Below are 22052 nucleotides of genomic sequence, written 5' to 3'. Positions count from 1 at the left end.
GATTGAAAATGAATATTTTATATATTAGATATTTTATTGTTATATTAGTGATATGGAATTCTTCTGCTGTCATTTATAGTCAGAGCACTGCCCGTATCGTATTGGATGCAGAGTACGATGGTGATATGGTGCGACTTACTTGGGCACCCAATAGTGATACGATTTGGGCATTGGGGAATAAATTTGGTTATAGCATCACTCGAACAGATGGGTCAAATAAAACAACGTTAATTGCCAAAAGTATTAAGCCAAAACCACTGTCATGGTTTGAAGCGAATGAGCAACTGGACAATGGTTTTATATATGTGATTGGAAAAATTCTGTATGACCCGGAATATAATAAACAACTAGTCCATGAATCACTCACCAATCAACGAATTCAATATGATTATCTGGTACCGGAAGCTATTCGCAGCCCTTTAGTCGCCAGTTCACTTGGTTTGAATTTTTTAGATTCTACAGTCATTTCTGGACAAAATTACACCTATAATCTTTCATTTAAGGATTCTCTAGGCACATTATTTCAAAGCGAAATTTCTGTCAATTTAATTGGAGGAAATCTGGGTCCTAAAACAAATGATTTGGCCCAATTAAAGTTTGATCCTCCCGGAGGTACGCCTCTTTTTAATATGCGTAAAGATCTTGATGTATTGAAGCGAATTGAAGTGGTGGCAAAAGCGTATCAAGATTCAATTGTCCTGCGATGGGCACCAAACGACCATGTTTACTGGACATTGACCAAAAATGAGCCTTATGCCGTATTTAAAGTTGTTGCAAGTAAAGACCCTTCTTCAAATGAAGCTGAATATATTCTTCTGGATTCAATAAAACCCTGGACGCTGGAAATGTTTACTCCACAAATGGTGGAGAAGGATAGCCTCATTCTTGTAGCGGCCCAGTCACTTTATGGGGCACAGGAAAGTTCGGATGCCGATGGTTTGATTATCCAACATTCTGAAAGCGTGATGCGCTATGGGATGGCGATGCTTGCTGCAGATAGATCTCCACTTGCCGCGACAGCATTGGGATTGAGATTTGTGGATAAAAATGTCAAAGTAGGGGAGACCTATAGATATTTGATCCTTACCAGAGCTGCAGAAAATGTCATGGAAAATGGAAATATTGATGTATTAAATCAAGTGGATACTTCAATTAAAGTTCAGGGATTTTATGCAGAAAAAAAGGACAAAAAAGTAAACCTAGTTTGGAGTAAATTGAATGACCAACAATTTTCAGGTTATTTGCTGGAACGTTCAGATGACAGAGGTAAGACATTTAGACGTATTAATGAATCACCACTTTTATTTGTCCAAAATGAACATAGTAGAGAAGATGGAAATTATGGTTTTCTGGACTCTTTAGGGAATAATTATGAAAAATACATGTACGGCATCAGAGGAGTTGATGCGTTTGGAGATATCTCTGAAGTAACCATCATTACTGCTTATGGAGTGGATATGACGCCTCCATCTGCACCGGCGATATATTTTGCAGAATCAATTACTTCAAATAAAATTCAACTCAAATGGCAGATGCCGGATGATAATTATGATCTGGATAAATTTCATATTCTATTGGCTGGAAGTTTAGATGGAGATTACGAAACAGTTGTTACAAATTTAGCAGGAAGTAACAGATCTTATGAGTATTCAGATGAAATCAATACCAATAGGTCATATTATTTTATCGTGGTGGCACAAGATACTGCAGGGAATCAGCGCATGAGCTTGCCTGTATTTGTACAAATGGTTGATTCAATTCCACCAGCAGCCCCAATAAATCTTCGTGGAATAATTGATTCTATGGGAATTGCAACGATCACCTGGGATCAGGGAAAAGAGGAGGACTTGGTTGGATATCGGATTTATATGGCAAATAATCCTGAACATGAATTCGCGCAACTGACCAAGGAATGCACCGCTATGAATGTGTGGCATGACAGCATAGAACTGGTAGCGTTGGATAAAAAAGTGTATTATAAGGTAACCGCTGTGGATAGAAGTAATAACTTTTCAGCATTTTCTACCATGCTCAGCCTTGATAGACCGGACATAATACGACCGGGAGCTCCTGCAGCTCGTCCATCATCATCTGATACAAAAGGAATCAAGATTTCCTGGAGTCTAAGCCCAAGTAATGACGTAGTAGCTTATATTATTTATAGAAAAAATGTGTCCAAACTTGACACTTCTTATCACAGAATCACCAGAATTCAAAATAAAGTCACGACAGAATGGCTTGATTCAACTGCGATTTACGAGCAGATTTATGAGTACATTATCAAAGCGCAGGATAGATCGGGCTTATTATCTGATGCAACTTTTCCCGTCAAGGGGCGAAGAATGTTTGACTTCGCTGCATTGCGCATAACAAGCTTGGTAGCAGAATACAAGAAAGAATATGGGGCTGTCTACCTTGTATGGGATTACTCATTAAAGAAATCAGATTTTGAACTGGTACCTAAGATCTATTACTATTTATACAGAAAAACCAATGAGGAACCCTGGAAAAAGATCAAGCAACTCGATGCCGCTGCACTTTCCTTTTTAGACCGTGATCTGAAGACAAATGGCACTATTACTTATGGAATCAAAATCGTCACAGAAGATGGAATATCAGGTGTCATTTCAGAAAGCAATCTTATCAATTACACTAAAGAATAAATTTTTCAAAATTGAAAGAAATGAGATACTTCTCAGTAATAATAGAACATTTAGTTATCGCTAATAGAAACTTAAAATTTCGTTTTTTTGGACTATTGTTTTTTGTGCTTTTAGCAAGTGGAGGTAAGGTTTTTGCAAATGTAAATGATAGCATCAGTTCCTTTAATTTGGATTGCGATAATCCACCCGGACCGGCAGAGATTGTTACAGCTTCTGGTTTATTTTGCGAGATGTATTCCATTAACCTGGATGCCAATGATATATATGTGGGAAATGGTTTATGGTCTGTTGAAACAGGGCTTGGTACAATTATAGATCCTACAAATCCTCACACTCAATTAGTTGATTTACCTTTCGGTTCTGTAGTCGTATTGAGATGGACGGTAAGTAATGAAGATTGCCCTGACGTTTTTGATGAAATTACAATAACTATCGGTCACTCTGAACCGGAGATCATCTCCAATGCACCACTGTGCGAAGGTTTGACGATGATTTTAGAAATCGAAGATGCATCGCCCTTCACCACTTTTAATTGGTTTGACCCAAATAATAACCTTGCCGGCACTACTTCAACACTGACCATATCGAATGTCACACCTGGAATGCAAGGAGTTTACACAGTTTATGTCACAGACGAATATGGTTGCGAAATATCGGCTTCCAAAGGAGTCGAAATCCTCCAAACTGATGATGCAGATGCAGGAACAGACCAACTTCTTTGCACAGAAACAACTTATAATCTCAGCGCCAATGCACCAAGTTTTGGAAACGGCATGTGGAGTGTCGTCTCCGGAACAGGAGCTTTTGCGGATGAAACAGATCCTCTGACCTTAGTTTCTGATCTATCCCCTGGAGAAAATATGTTGGTTTGGACGATCACTTCATATTTTACTTGCCCTTCAAGTAGTGACACCATTACTCTGACTGTTGGTCACCCTGCACCTGAAATTACTTCCAATGCACCACTGTGCGTAGGTTCGACGATGATTTTAGAAATAGTTGATCCATCACCATTCACTTCTTTCAACTGGTATGATCCGAATAATAATCTTGTTGGTACAAGTACCACATTGACAATACCGAATGTCACATCCGGCATGCAAGGAGTTTACACCGTTTACTTAACTGACGAATATGGTTGCGAAATATCGGCTTCCAAAGGAGTCGAAATCCTCCAAACTGATGATGCAGATGCCGGCCTTGACCAGCTCATTTGCACAGAAAACACTTACAATCTCAGCGCCAATACACCAAGTTTTGGAAACGGCATGTGGAGTGTAATTTCAGGAACAGGAACTTTTGCGGATGCAACAGATCCAAATACCCTAATTTCTGATCTTTCCGCCGGTGAAAATAAGTTGGTTTGGACTATCACTTCATATTTTACTTGCCCTTCAAGCAGTGACACCATTAATCTAACAATTGGTCACCCTGCACCTGAAATTACCTCAAACGCACCACTGTGCGAAGGTTCGACACTAATTTTAGAAATAGTGGACCCATCTCCATTCACCAATTTCAACTGGTTTGACCCAAATAATAATCTAGTAGGCACTACTTCAACACTGACCATACCCAATGTCACGCCTTCCATGCAAGGAGTTTACACCGTTTACCTAACTGACGAATATGGTTGTGAGATCTCTGCTTCGAAAGGTGTCGAAATCCTCCAAACTGATGATGCAGATGCAGGAACAGACCAACTTTTTTGCACAGAAACAACTTATAATCTCAGCGCAAATGCACCAAGTTTTGGAAACGGCATGTGGAGTATCGTCTCCGGAACAGCAACTTTTGCGGATGAAACAGATCCTCTGACCTTAGTTTCTGATCTATCCCCTGGAGAAAATATGTTGGTTTGGACGATCACTTCATATTTTACTTGCCCTTCAAGTAGTGACACCATTATTCTAACAATTGGTCACCCTGCACCTGAAATTACTTCCAACGCACCACTGTGCGAAGGTTCGACGATGATTTTAGAAATAGTTGATCCATCACCTTTCACCTCTTTTAACTGGTTTGATCCAAATAATAACCTTATTGGGACTACTTCAACACTGACCATACCGAATGTCACACCCGGCATGCAAGGAGTTTACACAGTTTACCTAACTGATGAATATGGTTGCGAAATATCGGCTTCCAAAGGTGTCGAAATCCTTCAAACCGATGAAGCAGATGCAGGAACAGACCAACTCTTTTGCACAGAAACAACTTACAACCTCAGTGCCAATACACCAAACTTCGGCACCGGTTTGTGGAGTGTCATCTCAGGAACTGCGACTTTTGCAGATCCAACAGATCCAACAACCTTAGTTTCTGATCTATCCCCTGGAGAAAATATGTTGGTTTGGACGATCACTTCTTATTTTACTTGCCCTTCTAGCAGTGACACCATTATTCTAACAATTGGTCACCCTGCACCTGAAATCACCTCAAACGCACCACTGTGCCAAGGTTTGACGATGATTTTAGAAATCGGAGATGCATCGCCCTTCACCACTTTTAATTGGTTTGACCCAAATAATAACCTTGTTGGCACTACTTCAACTTTGACCATACCGAATGTCACTCCTGGAATGCAAGGAGTTTACTCCGTTTACTTAACTGACGAATATGGTTGTGAGATCTCTGCTTCGAAAGGTGTCGAAATCCTTCAAACCGATGATGCGGATGCAGGAACAGACCAACTTCTTTGCACAGAAACAACTTACAATCTCAGCGCCAATACACCAAACTTCGGCACCGGTATGTGGAGTGTACTTTCAGGAACTGCTACTTTTGCAGATCCAACAGATCCAGCAACCTTAGTTTCAGATCTATCCCCTGGAGAAAATAAGTTGGTTTGGACGATTACCTCTTATTTTACATGCCCTGCAAGTAGTGATACCATCACACTAACCGTTGGCCATCCAGCACCGGAGATCACATCCAACGCTCCGCTTTGTGTTGGCTCAACTCTAATTTTAGAAACAGTAAATCCTTTACCTTATAACACTTTTAACTGGTTTGACCCAAGTAACATCCTTGTTGGCACTACCTCAACTTTGGAAATTTCAAACATAACACTTGCGATGGCGGGTACATACACCCTCATCACGACAGATGAGTTTGGCTGTGAGAAATCAACTTCCATTGAAGTGATAGTTGAAGAAGCAGATATCGCAAATGCCGGAATTGATCAATTACTTTGTTCTGAAAATACTTTCACCATGGAGGGCAATCAACCGTTAAGCGGCGAAGGTCTTTGGACAATATTAAGCGGAAGCGGAACTATTGAAAATCCTGCTAATCCAACAACGCTTGTTACTGATCTTGGCATTGGTGAAAATACCTTTATATGGACTATTACACCGACAAATGGTTGCGCTGCATCAAGTGATACTGTAATCATCACCATTGGCCATCCAGCACCGGAGATCACATCCAACGCTCCACTTTGCGAAGGTTCGACACTAATCTTAGAAATAGTTGATCCATCTCCTTACACGATATTCAACTGGTTTGACCCAAATAATATCCTAGAGGGTAACGCCTCTACTTTGGAAATATCCAATATAATAATAGCGATGGCGGGTACATACACCATAATCACCACTGATGAATTTGGCTGTGAGAAATCAACTTTCATTGAAGTGATGATTGAAGAAGCAGATATCTCAAATGCCGGAATTGATCAATTACTTTGTTCTGAAAATACTTTCACCATGGAGGGCAATCAACCGTTAAGCGGCGAAGGTCTTTGGACAATATTAAACGGAAACGGAACAATTGAAAATCCTACAAATCCTACAACGCTTGTTTCGGATCTTGGCATTGGTGAAAATACCTTTATATGGACTATTACACCGACAAATGGTTGCGCTGCATCAAGTGATACTGTAATCATCACCATTGGCCATCCGGCACCGGAGATCACATCCAACGCTCCGCTTTGTGAAGGCTCAACTCTAATTTTAGAAACAGTAAATCCTTTAATTTATAACACTTTCAACTGGTTTGACCCAAATAATAACCTTGTTGGCACGACCTCTACTTTGGAAATCCCAAATATAACATTTGCGATGGCGGGTACCTACACCCTCATCACGACAGATGAATTTGGCTGTGAGAAATCATCTTCCATTGAAGTGATGATTGAAGAAGCAGATATCTCAAATGCCGGAATTGATCAATTACTTTGTTCTGAAAATACTTTCACCATGGAGGGCAATCAACCGTTAAGCGGCGAAGGTCTTTGGACAATATTAAACGGAAACGGAACAATTGAAAATCCTACAAATCCTACAACGCTTGTTTCGGATCTTGGCATTGGTGAAAATATCTTTGTATGGACGATTACACCAATAAATGGTTGTTTAGAGTCAAGTGATAAAGTAATTATCACAGTTGGCCATCCGGCACCGGAGATCACATCCAACGCTCCACTTTGTGAAGGCTCAACTCTAATTTTACAAACAGTAAATCCTTTACCTTATAACACTTTTAACTGGTTTGACCCAAGTAACATCCTTGTTGGCACGACCTCTACTTTGGAAATATCCAATATAATAATAGCGATGGCGGGTACATACACCCTTATCACGACTGATGAATTTGGCTGTGAGAAATCATCTTCCATTGAAGTGATGATTGAAGAAGCAGATATCGCAAATGCCGGAATTGATCAATTACTTTGTTCTGAAAATACTTTCACCATGGAGGGCAATCAACCGTTAAGCGGCGAAGGTCTTTGGACAATATTAAACGGAAACGGAACAATTGAAAATCCTACAAATCCAACAACGCTTGTTACTGATCTTGGCATTGGTGAAAATACTTTTGTCTGGACTATTACACCAATAAATGGTTGTTCAGAGTCAAGTGATAGTGTTATCATCACCATTGGTCTTCCAGCACCGGAGATCACATCCAACGCTCCACTTTGCGAAGGTTCGACACTAACCTTAGAAATAGTTGATCCATCTCCTTACACGATATTCAACTGGTTTGACCCAAATAATATCCTAGTGGGTAACGCCTCTACTTTGGAAATATCCAATATAATAATAGCGATGGCGGGTACATACACCCTCATCACCACTGATGAATTTGGATGTGAGAAATCAACTTCCATTGAAGTGATGATTGAAGAAGCAGATATTGCAAATGCCGGAAATGATCAATTACTTTGTTCTGAAAATACTTTCACCATGGAGGGCAATCAACCGTTAAGCGGCGAAGGTCTTTGGACAATATTAAGCGGAAGCGGAACTATTGAAAATCCTGCTAATCCAACTACACTTGTTACTGATCTTGGCATTGGCGAAAATACTTTTGTCTGGACTATTACACCAATAAATGGTTGTTCAGAGTCAAGTGATAGTGTTATCATTACCATTGGTCTTCCAGCACCTGAAATCACCTCCAATGCCCCACTTTGTGAAGGTTCAACATTAATCTTAGAAACAGTAAATCCATCTCCTTACACGTTATTCAGCTGGTTTGACCCAAATAATAACCTTGTTGGCACGACCTCTACTTTGGAAATTTCAAACGTCACATCTTCCATGTCAGGATTGTATACTCTTGCTTCTATAGATATATATGGATGTGAAAAATCTACCAGCATAGACATTGAAATACAAGTTGCTTATTTTGCAAATGCAGGAGATGACCAGTTGGTTTGCAATACTACAACCATTGTCCTAAGTGCTGAGATTCCTCCTAATGGAGTAGGGACCTGGACTTTAACGCAAGGCACCGGCACGATTATAGATGTAAATGATGCGAATTCAGTAGTCACGGGTCTAAGTCCTGGACAAAACTCATTCCTGTGGACGATTGATCCTGAAAATACTTGTACTTCAAGTAGTGATGAAGTGATAATAACCGTTGGACTACCGAACATTTCAATTGCTTCAAATGCACCAATATGTCAAGGGAATGAACTTGTGTTGACCGGGCAAGGCAATAATTTCTTATCATATATATGGAGTGGACCTTCAGGCTTTATTGGTGCCGGACAGCAAATAACGATCACTCAGACGCTTCCTGAGATCAGCGGTACTTATCAACTTACGGCAACTGACATTTACGGATGTAGCGCAGTGACTACAATTGAAGTAATAATTGAGCCAAATCCTATTGCCAATGCGGGCACTGATCAATTTGCCTGTTCGAGTACTGATATCACATTAAATGCTAATTTGCCTTCAGGCACCACCGGACAATGGAATATAATTCAAGGAAGCGGAATGATATCTGACATCTCAAATCCATCCAGTTTATTTACGAATCAGGCACCCTTCGATAATGTTATGCTTACGTGGACATTGACATCAGTAACAGGTTGTATTGGTATAGATACCATCTTGCTCAATTACACGGAGCAAAGTCCTCCGGCATTTGCGGGAGATGATTTTACTGCATGCCAGTCCGAGACTTTGCTTAGTTTAAATGCTGCCGCACCGGGCAATGGTGAGGGAACATGGAGCATTCTTGATGGATCTGCTGATTTTTCAGATGTAAATGATCCGAACACCACGATTACTAATTTTTCTCCAGGCATTTTCGGTACATTGGTTTTGAAATGGCAAATATCTGATCAATGCCACTCTGGTTTGCCTACTGCAGAAGACATTTTAACTATTAATATCAATCAAACTTCAGGCCCGGCTATTATCTTAACGGAAGACGTGAACCTATGTCAAAATACTGAATTGGCTGTTGCCGCAGATAATAATTATATAGGTCAGGGCATGTGGTCAATAGTGAATGGCTCAGGAACGATAATTAACCCTCAATCACCGGCCACAATGATTATTGATCTTGGAGTTGGAGCGACTACAATAGTTCAATGGACGGTAACCAATGGTGTTTGTCCTGCTGTGTCCTCATTTATTGAAATACACGTAGATCCTATGCCCGATGCGGCAATTGCCGGTCCTGATCAACAGTTTTGTAATGAAACAAGTTTTGTGCTTAATGCATCTCCGGTGATAAATGGTCAGGGTTCATGGAACATTATCAATGGATCTGGAAATATCCAAAACTCAAATGACCCTGCATCTTTGATCAATGGTTTAGTCCCCGGCTCAGATGTTGATCTTATCTGGAAAGTAACTTCAGGAGTTTGTCCGGAAAGAGTAGATACCTTAAAGATCATAAATGATGCGTTACCCTCTGTTAGTATAGCAGGAGAAGACCATTTGCTGTGTAATGCAGATGTCATAAATATCTCTGCGAATGAGGCAATAACGGGAATCGGAATGTGGAATATCATAGAAGGCACTGCTTCCATTAATTCACCAAATGAGACAAATACTTTGCTGCAATTAGGGACTCAAGACAGTTTGACCAAGGTAGCATGGACCATTTCCAATGGAGTTTGTCCGGCATCTTCTGACACTTTGCAAATAATAAATTATCAACTTCCCAATGAGGCAATTGTAAGTGATGATATTATGGCATGTTTAGATTCATTGGAATTATTCGCACAACCAATAACAATAGGGTCCGGCATTTGGCAAATAGAGCAGGGTAGCGGCCAGATTGCAGATGTCAATGCCAGTCAAACAACCATATCAGGTCTGCCAAATAATGAATCTGTCATTCTTACCTGGACAGTTTCTAATGGAGTTTGCCCTGAAAATAGAGATACATTGATCATTACGACTGCTCAAAACTTTTTGGTAGCCAATGCCGGGGTAGATTTATCTCCATGCAGTGCAGAAAGTATTTTGTTAAATGCGGAAGCTGCTCCTGGAGATGCTTTCGGCTTTTGGACGATCATCTCCGGACCTGGAGTGCTTAGGGATGCAGAAATAGCCTCCTCCTGGATCGATGATCTCATCTCAGGACAACAAACTACTGTAGTATGGACTTTGAGCGAAGGTACCTGTCCGGAATTGGTTGATACGATGCACATTAATAATTTGAATGGCGCAGACATCAGTGCTAATTTTCTTATAAATAAATCCGCCTGTCTTGGAGAAAGCCTTGCTATAATTGATGTCAGTAACTTACCTAAAACCACAGACATCATCTACAACTGGACCAGCAATGGAGCAATCGTCTCACATGATCGGGATCCTATATTATCATTCGTCGAATCCGGGTTTAAGGATATTCAGTTGGAAATTCGTTTGGGCGATTGCACGAGCATTTCTCCGGTAAAAGAGGTGTATATATTTGATTGTTTGAGTGGAGCGCAGGATTCTACGGTGATATTTAATAATGTCTCTGCATTCCCAAATCCCACCACCGGAAAAGTTCGCATCGAAATAGAACAAACAGATCAGCAATCATTATTACTATTATATAATGCCTCCGGAAAGTTGATCTTTGAGGAAAAAGTCGTAGGAAATAGGATCTCGAAAGACCTTTATCTAAACGAACCGGGCCTTTATTTTATAAAAATCATCAATCCCAAATTCGAAAAAAACATAAAAATCTTGAAGCTGTAATTCTTGTTTTCGAAAGTAATTCTTACCAAGGAACCACAGGAGAACCATTTAAAACCAAGTATAGTCGTAACTACCTCTATTGAGCTAGAGTTTATACACATCTTTTTTGTATATTTGAAAGTAAACTTTGGTGACACACCGACGTAGTTTAAACTACGCCGAGCCTCACGATCATAACTTTGATTTTAAATTATTGTACATCATTCGCTATGAAGTGCTGAGCGTAGGTTAACCTACGTTTGGGTGCGTGCAAAATTTATTTTGCTTATATTTATCTAATAATCAATTAATTATATTATTATTTTAAAAATGACCCTTTTTGGAAAAATACATATTTATAAACCCTATCCTCATGAGGGGCGGCCAAACGACGGTTTGTTAAACATTAATAATTATTTTTGTAACTTTACAATATCTCCAACCCAAATATCACAACATTATGAACTCAAATATCATTTTCTCAAAGTTGTTCTTCTTTTTCTTCCTTTCACTTGTTGCCACCATATCATATCCAACATACAGTCAAAATACTTACGTATCAGACCACCCCATAAAAGCAATATATGGAATCGGTGGTTATCCCTATGCATTTCACGAAGAGTTTTTACCCATATATGGCGGTGCGGGAGTTGTTTTTAAATCCAATTTTGGATTTGAGTTAATATATACGAGTCAATATTTTGAGGCAAATAATCTTCCTAATGATTATGAAGGTGGGTTGTGTCTATTTAAGCCTTGTGTGCCTCGAATATTAAATAGTTGGTCCTTACCCATAACTAAAAGCTTTACTTCTCCAAATGATCTATGCAGATTAAAATTTGGGATTGGACCTGCTCTATTCATGTATCAGGAACCAAATTATACAAAGGCCACACCATCAGGAGGTATTTTTAATTTTTCTTCAAATTATGATATAAATTATAAAAAGAAGAATCTACCCGGTTTATATGGTCAGTTTAGAGCAGAATTCTTACCTGCATTATTCCTTGGATTAGGTTTGGGATTATCTGTTAAGATAAATTCTGAAATTACTTATTTAAGTTTCGATACTTCAATTATGCTTGGGTATTTACGTCCTTCTTTAAAAAAATTGCAGGCTAACGAGAAATAAAATTTCCCCGCTGACACCATAACGTCTTAAATCCCCACCAACTCATTTACCATATCCTTCCAATAAATTATCCACTAAATATAAATATATAGGTAACTATCTAGCTTGAACGTTGGCTCCAGTATCTGACTGGTGACCTTTAGAAGCCTCAACTCGGGGGATACACTTTGAAACAAACAAAAAAGAGGTTTATAAGCACTCGAACGCTTGAGGGACTAAAGGGGAGCCCTTTTTATTAAAACATTTATTTGACATACCAATGCAATTATCTTATCTTCACATCATTCATCACCCAAAATATCACACCATTATGAAACAAAATATCAATTTCTCAAAGTTATTATTCCTCCTCTTCCTTGCTTTTACTATTTCCTCTTGCCACAAAGATGAGCCAGAACCTGATTTAGTGCCAATTACAATGACTGGTGAAAATACAATGGGATTTTATGTAGATGGTGTACCTCATAATATTCGTGGTGTGAGTAATTGGAGTACGCATGGAGTTAGTGGAGGTATTACGCAAGAAGGTGTGGTAAGAATATCTGGTTGGGGAAAAGACCCTAAAATCTCTATAGCAATAAGATTTATAAGAGATGAGAGTCACAAATTAAAGGAATATAGTCTAAATGGATCGAGCTTTCAATCTAATTGGGTCGATGTCATTGATAATGCCCCATTGGGTGGAAATATTTATAATTGCGATAGCGCTCATACAGGTAAAATCAAATTAATTAATTTGGAAAAAAACCAGGCTGCCGGCACATTCGAATTTACCGCAATAAATGAAGAGTCTGGCAAGATAATTCATGTTACTGATGGCCGATTTGATATTAAATTCTTTTAAAAAACCAAAAACTCAAAATTATTAATCCCAGCTGGCGACATAACAACATCAATTCCTTTCAACCCATTCCCCAATTCCAATTATCCTCTAAATATAAATATAACCATAACCATCTCGTTTGCACGCTGGCGCCATTCTCTGACTGGTGACATTTCTAAGCCTCAATCTCATTCTCATTTCAAAACTGTACAGGTTCAGAATACCACCTGCTTAACATTGAGTTTTCTAACTAGAACCAATAGTAAAGAAAGCAACCTAAATTTCCGCTGACTAAAGGTTGCAACTTTTCCCCAATTGGAACAGAACCACTATTTAACAAGGTTAGCCCGAGTTTGCAACGTGTGTCGAAAAGAAATCAAATCATTATAAACTCCTGTAAGTAATGGGTTTACAGCTCCTATTCCTCCCCAAAAATATTTTTATAAAAAAAATTAAAATAAATTGCGAGAATCAAAATGTTTATTTACCTTTGCGCCACTTTAAGAGGGAAAGATATTTGATCCCTAATTAATTTAAACAGGATATGAATCAGAAAATTAGAATTAAACTTCGTTCGTACGACCACAATTTAGTGGATGTTTCAACGGAGAAAATAGTTAAGACAGTTCGCTCTAGCGGTGCTGTAGTAACGGGTCCGATTCCGCTGCCTACCGAGAAAAAAATGTTTACAGTGCTGCGCTCGCCGCACGTTAACAAGAAATCCCGGGAGCAGTTCTCAATGCGTACCCACAAAAGATTGATTGAAATATATACTCCTACGCAGAAGACAGTTGACGCTCTATCGAGATTAGAATTGCCAAGTGGGGTAGATATCCAGGTCAAACTGACTTAAGGTTTTTCATTTTTATTAAATAAATCGGTGGCACAAGCGGACTGAGGTCTATTGGTGTCTTATTAAATAATATTGTCGTGAACGGAATTATCGGAAAGAAATTGGGCATGACCAGTGTATATGACTCGAATGGTAACTATGTTGCCTGCACAGTCATCGAAGCTGGACCTTGTGTAGTTACACAAGTAAAAAATGTCGAAACAGACGGTTACACTTCTTTACAAATCGCTTTTGGCGATGTTAAAGCAAAGAATGTTTCAAAACAGTTGACTGGACACTTTGCTAAAGCTAGCACTGAACCACTAAAAACTGTCATAGAATTTAGAGATTCTGACTTGTCTAAAGCATTGGGTGATACCATTGAAATTGCAGACGTTATTAACGAAGGAGATAAAGTCGACATCGTTGGTGTAAGCAAAGGAAAAGGTTTTCAAGGTGTTGTGAAACGTCATGGCTTTGCAGGTGTAGGCCAGGCAACTCACGGTCAGCACAACAGATTGAGAGCTCCGGGTTCAGTGGGTGCTTCATCTTATCCTTCGAAAGTATTCAAAGGAATGAGAATGGGTGGTCACATGGGACACGTCAATATCAAAATGAGAAACCTTGAGGTTTTAAAAATATTTTCTGAACAGAATCTTGTTCTAGTGAAGGGTGCTATCCCTGGACACAAAGGATCTGTTGTCATCATTGAAAGCATTAAGAAATGAAACTTGATATATTAACTAAAGGAGGAGAATCTACCGGACGCTCATTTGAGTTTTCTGCAGATTTAATGGGCGAAAAGCCTAATGAACACACTGTGTATCTAGCAGTGAAAGCATATCTTGCCAACCAACGTCAAGGAACACATAAAGCTAAAGAAAGAGGTGAACTTAGCGGTTCTACTCGTAAGCTTGTGAAGCAAAAGGGAACAGGTGGTGCTCGTAAAGGTAGTATCAAGTCAGGTGTACTTAGAGGTGGTTACAGAATTTTTGGCCCAAGACCGAGAAACTATAGCCAAGATCTTAACAAGAAAGTGAGAAGAGTTGCTAAAAGATCTGTTCTACTTGATAAGTTGATGAGAAACAAAGTAGTTATCGTTGAAGATTTCTCTTTTGAAACACCAAAAACAACTGAATTGGTTACCATCCTTGGTGCATTAGGTGCTCAAAGAAAACCATTGGTAGTTACTGGTGAATTGAATAAAAATGTCTATTTGTCAGGAAGAAACATACCTAAAGCAGGTGTTACTTACACAGATGAATTGAACGTGTATGAATTGCTTAATTCTGATTCAATAATCTTGTTCGAAGGCGCAATGGAAAAGTTGATTAAATCTATCGCTTAATTAATAATAAAGTAGAATCATGATACATAATATATTAGTAAAACCGGTGATCAGCGAAAAAGCAAATGAGCTTTCAGCACTCGGTAAATATACTTTCGTAGTTGCTAAAAAAGCAAACAAGATCGAAATAGGAAAAGCAATAGAGAAGATGTACAACGTGAATGTTGCAGCTGTCAATACTTTTGTAATGCCTGTGAAAGTGGTTACCAGAAGTGGTCGTTCAGGTGTGATGAAAGGTGTTAAGCCTGCCTATAAGAAAGCGGTAGTAACGCTTGTATCAGGTGAGACTATTGATATATTCCAAAACAACGAGGATTAATCCTCACTTTTAGTAAAAAAAATTAAACTGTAAGCAGCTATGCCAGTTAAGAAGTATAATCCGATAACGCCGGGAACCAGATACAGAGTAGGTAATGCCTTTACTGAGGTAACTACTGATACTCCTGAGAAGTCTTTGATGTCAGAGATCAAACGTACCGGTGGTAGAAACCACGATGGTAAGATGACTGTGCGTCAAAGAGGTGGTGGACATAAGAGAAAATACCGTATCATCGACTTCAAAAGGAACAAAGATGGCATACCTGCCAAAGTTGCTTCTATTGAATATGATCCGAACAGATCAGCGTTTATCGCATTGTTGAATTATGCTGACGGAGAGAAAAGATACATGATCGCAGCGAAAGGGCTTCAAGTTGGAGCTACAGTTCAAAGTGGTACAGGATCTCCAATCGAGCCGGGAAATACTTTGGTATTAAAAGACATTCCTCTAGGTTCTGAGATCTATGCCATTGAAATGCAACCTAATAAAGGTGCTGCAATTGCTAGAAGTGCCGGTACTTATGCTGTACTTGTAGGAAAAGAAGAAAAATATGCTGCCATTAAATTGCCTTCAGGCGAAGTAAGAAGGATCTTAATGACATGCAAAGCTACCATTGGTATAGCATCAAACCCTGACCATTCATTATTAGTACTTGGTAAAGCAGGTCGTTCAGTATGGCTAGGTCGCAGACCAAGAGTAAGAGGTGTAGCGATGAACCCGGTAGATCACCCGATGGGTGGTGGTGAAGGTAGAGCATCTGGAGGACATCCGATCTCAAGAACCGGAATCATGGCTAAAGGTCAGAAAACAAGAAATGTGAATAAGAAAAGTTCTGCTTTGATTATCTCAAGACGTAAATCTAAATAATAACCGAAATCTGAAATAGTAGCATTATGGCTAGATCATTAAAGAAAGGTCCATATATTCATTACAGCTTACTTGCTAAAATAGCAAAAGCTAAAGAATCGACTAAAAAAACAGTAATTAAAACTTGGTCTCGTGCATCGATGATCATCCCGGACATGGTTGGGGAGACTATCGCAGTGCATAATGGTAAAACATTCGTACCGGTATTTGTGACTGAAAACATGGTAGGACACAAGTTGGGAGAATTCTCTCCAACACGTAACTTCAGAGGTCACGGGGGTAAAAAGAAATAATCGTTAATAGAAACCAGGCTTTTCTAAAATAAATTGAAATGGAAGCATTAGCTAAATTTAAGAATATCAAAGGATCAGAACGTAAAATGCGTCTGGTAGTTGATACCATCAGAGGCAAAAATGTAGGAGCAGCTTTGACTATCCTAAAGTTTACTCAAAAACATGCTGCACATCCGGTATACAAAACACTTTTGTCTGCAGTTTCTAACTGGGAACAATTATCAGGTGTAGAATCTGGAGCTGATAGTCATGGTTTGTTTGTCAAAACAGCTTTTGTTGACGGTGCAGGTATGTTGAAAAGATTTCAACCAGCTCCACACGGTAGAGCACACAGGATCAGAAAGCGTTCTTGCCACCTGACCATTGTGGTTGATAACAAACTACCTTTAGAAAATTAATACCTTTATTTAAAATAAATAACCTTATTCATGGGTCAAAAGACAAGTCCAGTAGGTAATAGATTAGGAATCATCCGCGGATGGGATTCTAACTGGTTCGGCGGAAAAGATATGGCTGCCAAAGTTGTAGAAGATGAGCAGATCAGAACTTATATGAGAGCTCGTATTCCAAAAGGAGGCATAGCTAAAATCGGTATCGAAAGAACTCTTAAAAGAATCACTGTTACTATTCACACTTCACGTCCCGGTATTATCATTGGTAAAGGTGGACAGGAAGTTGATCGTATCAGAGAGGAATTGAAAAAACTTACCAGCAAGGACGTTCAAATTAATATCCACGAGATCCGCAAACCTGAATTGGATGCAGCTATCGTTGGAGAAACAATTGCTAAACAAATTGAATCCCGTATCAACTACAGAAGAGCTACTAAAATGGCTATCCAATCTACGATGCGTGCAGGTGCTGAAGGTATTAAAGTGCGCTTGTCAGGAAGATTGAATGGTGCTGAGATGGCTAGATCAGAAGAATATAAAGAAGGAAGAACTCCATTACATACTTTCCGTGCAGATATCGATTATATTGTATCTACAGCACAAACAGTTTACGGATTAATAGGTATTAAGGTTTGGATCTGTAAAGGTGAAGTATTCGGTAAGAGAGAAATCATGCCACTTCAATCAGAAGAGAAAAAAGCAAATCAAGGTGGTATGGGCGACCGTAGAAATGATAGAGGTGGAGATAGAAGAAATGACCGTGGTGGTGAAAGAGGTGGAGATAGAAAGCCAGGTGGAAACAGAAATTTTAAATCTAAAAGGTAGTAGATAATAAAGATATTATATGTATCTTTGCACCTCCTTAGAGAAAAGCAGATACAAATAGCTTTTAATCAGCGAATTATAAAGAAAGACGTACCATGTTACAACCAAAAAGAACAAAATTCAGAAAGCAGCATAAAATGAACCCTAAGGGTTGTGCTCATAAAGGTAGTACCATATCTTTCGGTTCTGTGGCTCTTAAGTCCATAACCGGTGGAAGATTGACAGCTCGTCAAATAGAATCTGCAAGGATTGCAATGACGCGTTACATGAAAAGAGAAGGAAAAGTGTGGATCAGAATTTTCCCTGATAAACCGATTACTAAAAAGCCTCTTGAAGTACGTATGGGTAAGGGTAAAGGTCCTGTAGATCACTACGTAGCAGTTATTAAACCGGGTAGAATCTTGTTCGAAATGGACGGAGTATCAGTGGAAATAGCAAAAGAGGCCTTCAGATTGGCAGCACAAAAGCTTCCAGTTATGACAAAAACAATTTTGAGAACAGATATCAGACTAGATTAATTTTTAAACCATATTAGAATCATGGCAAACAAACATTATAAAGAAGTGCAGATCTTGGCAGACAGCGAATTGGTTGAAAAATTAGCTGAAACTCAATTAGACTTGACTAAAACCAGATTTGATCAAACAATTTCAGGTAATGTCACTCCTAAAGAGATCAGAGATGCGAAGAAAAATATCGCAAGGATCAATACAGAGATCAGAAGCAGAGAAGTAGCTCAGATGACTGAAGGCGAATTAGCTAAGAGATCAAAGATCAGATACAGAAGAAGCAAATAATCGAATCTCCGTCATAAATAAAATTTAAAGTATCCAGGCAATATGGAACAATTAGTTAGACAGTTCAGAAAGGAAAGAGTTGGTAAAGTTACCAGCAACAAAATGGAAAAATCCATTTCGGTCATGGTGGAGCGCAAGATCAAGCATCCACTATATGGAAAGTATGTGAAGAAATCCAATTCCTTTATGGCTCACGATGAGAAAAACGAATGTCAAATTGGTGACATAGTTAAAATAATGGAAACGAGACCGTTATCTAAGAATAAGAGATGGCGTTTAATCGAAATCCTAGAAAAAGCGAAGTAATTAAATAATCAGGTATAATCCTTATTTGTAATGATACAGACAGAGTCCAGACTAAGAGTAGCAGACAATAGTGGAGCCAAAGAGGTTCTATGCATACATGTCCTTGGTGGTTCAACCAGACGTTACGCGTCGATCGGCGATAGAATAGTTGTTTCAGTGAAACAAGCTTCTCCCGGAGGTATTAAAAAAGGTACTGTTTCAAAAGCAGTTATCGTAAGAACTAAAAAAGAAATTAGACGTAACGACGGATCTTATATCCGTTTTGACGACAATGCTGTTGTTCTGTTGAACAATCAGGATGAGCCGAGAGGTACACGTATTTTTGGCCCTGTTGCCAGAGAATTGCGCGAAAAGGATTACATGAGAATTGTTTCATTAGCTCCTGAGGTGCTTTAAAAAATAAGTCATGAGTAGTAAAAAGACAAACTCCAAACAAAAGCGTTTCGCTCCGAAACTGCATATCAAAAAAGGTGATGAAGTAATGATCATAGCCGGAAGTGAAAAAGGAAATAAAGGTATAGTTTCTGCTATCCTTGTTGGGCAGAATAGAGCAGTGGTTGAAGGTCGTAATATGGCTAAGAAACACGTAAAACCTCAACAGGATCAGCCAGGCGGTATCCAGGATATGGAACTACCAATTCATCTTTCTAACCTTATGTTAGTAGATAAAAAGGGTGTTGCTTCCAGAACAGGTAGAAAAGATGACAACGGTAAGTTGACAAGATATTTTAAAAAATCAGGTGAAATAGTTAAGTAATGAGTTACGTTCCTAGATACAAATCAAAATACAGAGATGAGATCATTCCTAAACTAATGGAAGATTTTAAATACTCATCTATCATGCAGGTACCTCGTCTTGAGAAGATCTGTATCAACCAAGGTTTGGGAGATGCAGTTTCAGACAAGAAAGTAATTGATAATGCTTTGGTAGATTTAACTACAATTGCTGGTCAGAAAGCCGTAATTACTAAGGCGAAGACTTCTATATCTAACTTTAAGTTAAGAGAAGAAATGCCGATTGGTATTCGAGTTACTCTACGTAACGAACGTATGTATGAATTCCTTGACAGATTTATCTCTGTTTCTCTTCCTCGTGTTAGAGATTTTAAAGGTATCAATGACAAAAGTTTTGACGGAAGGGGTAATTACTCAATGGGTATTACAGAACAAATCATCTTTCCTGAGATCGACATCGATAAAATTGCAAAGGTATTGGGTATGAACATCACTTTTGTAACCACAGCTAAAACTGATGCTGAAGCTCATGCTTTACTCTCAGCTTTAGGATTACCTTTCAAAAAATAATAAACAGCTTAATAAAATAACCAAATGGCAAAGAAATCAATAATCGCGCGCGAATTAAAAAGAGAGCGTATGGTTGCTAAATATGCTGAGAAAAGAAAACAACTTAAGGAAGCGGGAAATTATGAGGAGTTGGATAAAATGCCAAGAAACTCAGCTAAAATCCGACTTCACAATCGTTGCAAGTTGACAGGTCGACCTAAAGGTTACATGAGAGATTTCGGTCTTTGCAGAGTAATGTTTAGAAAAATGGCACTTGAAGGCAAAATACCTGGGATCACTAAGTCATCTTGGTAGAATAATTAGATTAATAAATTTTATTTAGAAATAAATTTTAAGAAAAATGGCTCTAAACGATCCAATCGCAGATTACCTTACTAGAATCCGTAATGCTCAGCAAGCCGGTCATAGAATAGTAGAAATTCCTTCTTCAAATATGAAAAAAGGTATTACTGAAATTCTTTATGATAATGGATATATCTTGAAGTATATGTTTGATGATGCAGCTGGAAAGCAAGGTGTCATCAAGATAGCTCTAAAATATAACGAGAGTACTAAGAAGCCGGTAATACAGCAGTTAAAAAGAGTAAGTCGTCCAGGTTTACGTCAATATTTTCACTGTGTTGATCTACCAAGAGTTATTAATGGTTTGGGAATAGCAATAGTTTCTACATCTCACGGTCTTCTAACTGATAAGCAGGCAAGATCACAGAATGTAGGTGGTGAAGTAGTATGCTTCATTAGTTAATATTAATTAGAAAGAGAGAAATATTTAAATATGTCAAGAATTGGTAAATCCCCAATTACATTACCAAGTGGGGTTGAATTTAGCGTAGATAAGTCAAATGTTGTTACTGTAAAGGGACCTAAAGGTGCTCTTAAACAAAAGTTTGATGCCGATATGATTCTTAAGTTAGAAGATGGTGTTATTACTGTTGAAAGACCAACTGAATCAAAGCGTCACCGATCACTTCATGGATTAACGCGTGCGTTAGTCAATGGAATGGTAGAGGGCGTGTCTACAGGTTTTACTAAAACAATGGAGTTAGTAGGTGTAGGTTTTAGAGCAACTAACACTGGTCAGCTTCTTGAATTGGCATTAGGTTTCTCGCATCCGATCATGTTTTCAATTCCAAAGGAAGTGACACTTGAGACAAAGGCTGAGAAAGGTCAACCACCTACTATTATATTAACTAGTTTTGATAAGCAATTGATCGGTCAGGTAGCTGCTAAGATCCGTGGATTCAAAAAGCCTGAACCTTACAAAGGAAAAGGTATCCGTTTCGCTGGCGAACAAGTGAGAAGAAAAGCCGGTAAAACTGCTGGTAAGAAATAATATCCTTATAACATTCTATTTAGAATTTGAAATGAAAAAGACAAAAGAGGAATCAAGAGCAAGGATCCATTACAGGATTAAAAAAAAGGTTAAAGGCACATCAGACAGACCTAGATTGGCTGTCTTCAGAAGCAATAAATCGATTTATGCTCAGTTGATAGATGACCTTAGTGGTAATGTTCTTACTGCTGCGTCTTCAGGTTTGTTAACTTCGAAAGAAGGTATCAACAAAGTTGATCAGGCTAAAGAAGTTGGCAAGTTGATTGCTGAAAGAGCTAAAGCAAATAATATTGAAAGCATCGTTTTTGACAGAAGTGGTTATTTATATCACGGAAGAATTAAAGCATTGGCTGAAGGAGCCCGTGAAGCAGGTTTGAAATTTTAAATT

Annotated in this window: 22 protein-coding genes; all 22 read left to right on the top strand. The window is 38.7% G+C overall.

The features are described from left to right. Nucleotides 1-8 precede the first annotated feature (8 nt). The 22 genes from IPI15_RS12625 (at nt 9) to rplR (ending at nt 22049) form a co-directional block, all read left to right on the top strand. The gene (locus IPI15_RS12625; RefSeq protein ID WP_287420534.1) at nt 9-2663 is read left to right on the top strand and encodes a fibronectin type III domain-containing protein; all 2655 of its coding nucleotides are present in this window, start codon (nt 9-11) and stop codon (nt 2661-2663) included. Between the two features lie 20 nt (nt 2664-2683). Beyond that, the gene (locus IPI15_RS12620; RefSeq protein WP_287420532.1) at nt 2684-11113 is read left to right on the top strand and encodes an Ig-like domain-containing protein; all 8430 of its coding nucleotides are present in this window, start codon (nt 2684-2686) and stop codon (nt 11111-11113) included. Between the two features lie 439 nt (nt 11114-11552). Further along, entirely contained in the window at nt 11553-12224 is a 672-nt protein-coding gene (locus IPI15_RS12615) for a hypothetical protein (protein ID WP_287403585.1), read from the top strand. A gap of 310 nt (nt 12225-12534) precedes the next feature. Further along, on the top strand, nt 12535-13068 hold the full coding sequence (locus IPI15_RS12610) for a Riean_0653 family protein (RefSeq protein WP_287403587.1): 534 nt from the start codon (nt 12535-12537) through the stop codon (nt 13066-13068). Between the two features lie 523 nt (nt 13069-13591). Beyond that, nucleotides 13592-13900, top strand: coding sequence for a 30S ribosomal protein S10 (rpsJ, locus tag IPI15_RS12605; RefSeq protein WP_287403588.1), 309 nt, complete (start codon nt 13592-13594; stop codon nt 13898-13900). Between the two features lie 77 nt (nt 13901-13977). Then, nucleotides 13978-14607, top strand: a complete 630-nt coding sequence (gene rplC / locus IPI15_RS12600) for a 50S ribosomal protein L3 (protein ID WP_287403589.1) — start codon at nt 13978-13980, stop codon at nt 14605-14607. Next, nucleotides 14604-15227 (top strand): 50S ribosomal protein L4, encoded by a 624-nt coding sequence (gene rplD, locus IPI15_RS12595; RefSeq protein WP_287403591.1) that lies wholly within the window; start codon nt 14604-14606, stop codon nt 15225-15227. Before rplC ends, rplD begins: the two co-directional genes overlap by 4 nt. 19 nt (nt 15228-15246) lie before the next feature. Then, complete coding sequence (rplW, locus tag IPI15_RS12590; RefSeq protein WP_287403592.1) at nt 15247-15546, top strand: 50S ribosomal protein L23; 300 nt, start codon at nt 15247-15249, stop codon at nt 15544-15546. A 39-nt stretch (nt 15547-15585) separates the two neighbouring features. Beyond that, nucleotides 15586-16413, top strand: coding sequence for a 50S ribosomal protein L2 (gene rplB, locus IPI15_RS12585; RefSeq protein ID WP_287403594.1), 828 nt, complete (start codon nt 15586-15588; stop codon nt 16411-16413). Nucleotides 16414-16439: 26 nt separating this feature from the next. Beyond that, nucleotides 16440-16706: a 30S ribosomal protein S19 gene (gene rpsS, locus IPI15_RS12580; protein WP_287403595.1), complete on the top strand. Its 267-nt coding sequence runs from the start codon at nt 16440-16442 to the stop codon at nt 16704-16706. A 38-nt stretch (nt 16707-16744) separates the two neighbouring features. Continuing rightward, the gene (gene rplV / locus IPI15_RS12575) at nt 16745-17104 is read left to right on the top strand and encodes a 50S ribosomal protein L22 (RefSeq protein WP_287403597.1); all 360 of its coding nucleotides are present in this window, start codon (nt 16745-16747) and stop codon (nt 17102-17104) included. A gap of 30 nt (nt 17105-17134) precedes the next feature. Further along, nucleotides 17135-17923 (top strand): 30S ribosomal protein S3, encoded by a 789-nt coding sequence (gene rpsC / locus IPI15_RS12570; protein ID WP_287403599.1) that lies wholly within the window; start codon nt 17135-17137, stop codon nt 17921-17923. Nucleotides 17924-18018: 95 nt separating this feature from the next. Further along, nucleotides 18019-18441, top strand: a complete 423-nt coding sequence (gene rplP, locus IPI15_RS12565; RefSeq protein ID WP_287403601.1) for a 50S ribosomal protein L16 — start codon at nt 18019-18021, stop codon at nt 18439-18441. 21 nt (nt 18442-18462) lie between these two features. Continuing rightward, nucleotides 18463-18720: a 50S ribosomal protein L29 gene (rpmC, locus tag IPI15_RS12560; protein WP_287403603.1), complete on the top strand. Its 258-nt coding sequence runs from the start codon at nt 18463-18465 to the stop codon at nt 18718-18720. A 42-nt stretch (nt 18721-18762) separates the two neighbouring features. Further along, on the top strand, nt 18763-19026 hold the full coding sequence (rpsQ, locus tag IPI15_RS12555) for a 30S ribosomal protein S17 (protein WP_287403605.1): 264 nt from the start codon (nt 18763-18765) through the stop codon (nt 19024-19026). Between the two features lie 30 nt (nt 19027-19056). Next, the gene (gene rplN, locus IPI15_RS12550; protein WP_287403607.1) at nt 19057-19422 is read left to right on the top strand and encodes a 50S ribosomal protein L14; all 366 of its coding nucleotides are present in this window, start codon (nt 19057-19059) and stop codon (nt 19420-19422) included. Between the two features lie 10 nt (nt 19423-19432). Further along, on the top strand, nt 19433-19783 hold the full coding sequence (rplX, locus tag IPI15_RS12545; RefSeq protein WP_353738762.1) for a 50S ribosomal protein L24: 351 nt from the start codon (nt 19433-19435) through the stop codon (nt 19781-19783). Beyond that, on the top strand, nt 19783-20331 hold the full coding sequence (rplE, locus tag IPI15_RS12540; RefSeq protein ID WP_287403609.1) for a 50S ribosomal protein L5: 549 nt from the start codon (nt 19783-19785) through the stop codon (nt 20329-20331). The genes rplX and rplE overlap by 1 nt, the downstream gene beginning before the upstream one ends. A 24-nt stretch (nt 20332-20355) precedes the next feature. Then, nucleotides 20356-20625, top strand: coding sequence for a 30S ribosomal protein S14 (rpsN, locus tag IPI15_RS12535; RefSeq protein WP_287403611.1), 270 nt, complete (start codon nt 20356-20358; stop codon nt 20623-20625). A 46-nt stretch (nt 20626-20671) separates the two neighbouring features. Next, nucleotides 20672-21076, top strand: a complete 405-nt coding sequence (gene rpsH, locus IPI15_RS12530; RefSeq protein WP_287403613.1) for a 30S ribosomal protein S8 — start codon at nt 20672-20674, stop codon at nt 21074-21076. A gap of 30 nt (nt 21077-21106) precedes the next feature. Beyond that, nucleotides 21107-21664 carry a 50S ribosomal protein L6 gene (gene rplF / locus IPI15_RS12525; RefSeq protein WP_287403616.1) on the top strand — a complete coding sequence of 186 codons (558 nt, stop codon included), beginning with the start codon at nt 21107-21109 and terminating at the stop codon, nt 21662-21664. A gap of 31 nt (nt 21665-21695) precedes the next feature. Continuing rightward, nucleotides 21696-22049, top strand: coding sequence for a 50S ribosomal protein L18 (gene rplR / locus IPI15_RS12520; protein ID WP_287403618.1), 354 nt, complete (start codon nt 21696-21698; stop codon nt 22047-22049). Nucleotides 22050-22052 lie beyond the last annotated feature (3 nt).

Origin of the sequence: Candidatus Brachybacter algidus (genome assembly GCF_016707225.1) — a bacterium.
Lineage (GTDB): Bacteria > Bacteroidota > Bacteroidia > Chitinophagales > Saprospiraceae > Parvibacillus > Parvibacillus algidus.
This window is presented reverse-complemented; position numbering and strand designations above follow the sequence as displayed.

Coding starts and splice junctions, on each gene's coding strand:
- rpsQ (WP_287403605.1), top strand. CDS start 18,763: ATGGAACAATTAGTTAGACAGTTCAGAAAGGAAAGAGTTGGTAAAGTT.
- rpsC (WP_287403599.1), top strand. CDS start 17,135: ATGGGTCAAAAGACAAGTCCAGTAGGTAATAGATTAGGAATCATCCGC.
- IPI15_RS12610 (WP_287403587.1), top strand. CDS start 12,535: ATGAAACAAAATATCAATTTCTCAAAGTTATTATTCCTCCTCTTCCTT.
- rplR (WP_287403618.1), top strand. CDS start 21,696: ATGAAAAAGACAAAAGAGGAATCAAGAGCAAGGATCCATTACAGGATT.
- rpsS (WP_287403595.1), top strand. CDS start 16,440: ATGGCTAGATCATTAAAGAAAGGTCCATATATTCATTACAGCTTACTT.
- rplP (WP_287403601.1), top strand. CDS start 18,019: ATGTTACAACCAAAAAGAACAAAATTCAGAAAGCAGCATAAAATGAAC.
- rplE (WP_287403609.1), top strand. CDS start 19,783: ATGAGTTACGTTCCTAGATACAAATCAAAATACAGAGATGAGATCATT.
- rplW (WP_287403592.1), top strand. CDS start 15,247: ATGATACATAATATATTAGTAAAACCGGTGATCAGCGAAAAAGCAAAT.
- IPI15_RS12620 (WP_287420532.1), top strand. CDS start 2,684: ATGAGATACTTCTCAGTAATAATAGAACATTTAGTTATCGCTAATAGA.
- rpmC (WP_287403603.1), top strand. CDS start 18,463: ATGGCAAACAAACATTATAAAGAAGTGCAGATCTTGGCAGACAGCGAA.
- rplF (WP_287403616.1), top strand. CDS start 21,107: ATGTCAAGAATTGGTAAATCCCCAATTACATTACCAAGTGGGGTTGAA.
- rplV (WP_287403597.1), top strand. CDS start 16,745: ATGGAAGCATTAGCTAAATTTAAGAATATCAAAGGATCAGAACGTAAA.
- rplB (WP_287403594.1), top strand. CDS start 15,586: ATGCCAGTTAAGAAGTATAATCCGATAACGCCGGGAACCAGATACAGA.
- rplN (WP_287403607.1), top strand. CDS start 19,057: ATGATACAGACAGAGTCCAGACTAAGAGTAGCAGACAATAGTGGAGCC.
- rplD (WP_287403591.1), top strand. CDS start 14,604: ATGAAACTTGATATATTAACTAAAGGAGGAGAATCTACCGGACGCTCA.
- rplX (WP_353738762.1), top strand. CDS start 19,433: ATGAGTAGTAAAAAGACAAACTCCAAACAAAAGCGTTTCGCTCCGAAA.
- rpsN (WP_287403611.1), top strand. CDS start 20,356: ATGGCAAAGAAATCAATAATCGCGCGCGAATTAAAAAGAGAGCGTATG.
- IPI15_RS12615 (WP_287403585.1), top strand. CDS start 11,553: ATGAACTCAAATATCATTTTCTCAAAGTTGTTCTTCTTTTTCTTCCTT.
- rpsH (WP_287403613.1), top strand. CDS start 20,672: ATGGCTCTAAACGATCCAATCGCAGATTACCTTACTAGAATCCGTAAT.
- rpsJ (WP_287403588.1), top strand. CDS start 13,592: ATGAATCAGAAAATTAGAATTAAACTTCGTTCGTACGACCACAATTTA.
- IPI15_RS12625 (WP_287420534.1), top strand. CDS start 9: ATGAATATTTTATATATTAGATATTTTATTGTTATATTAGTGATATGG.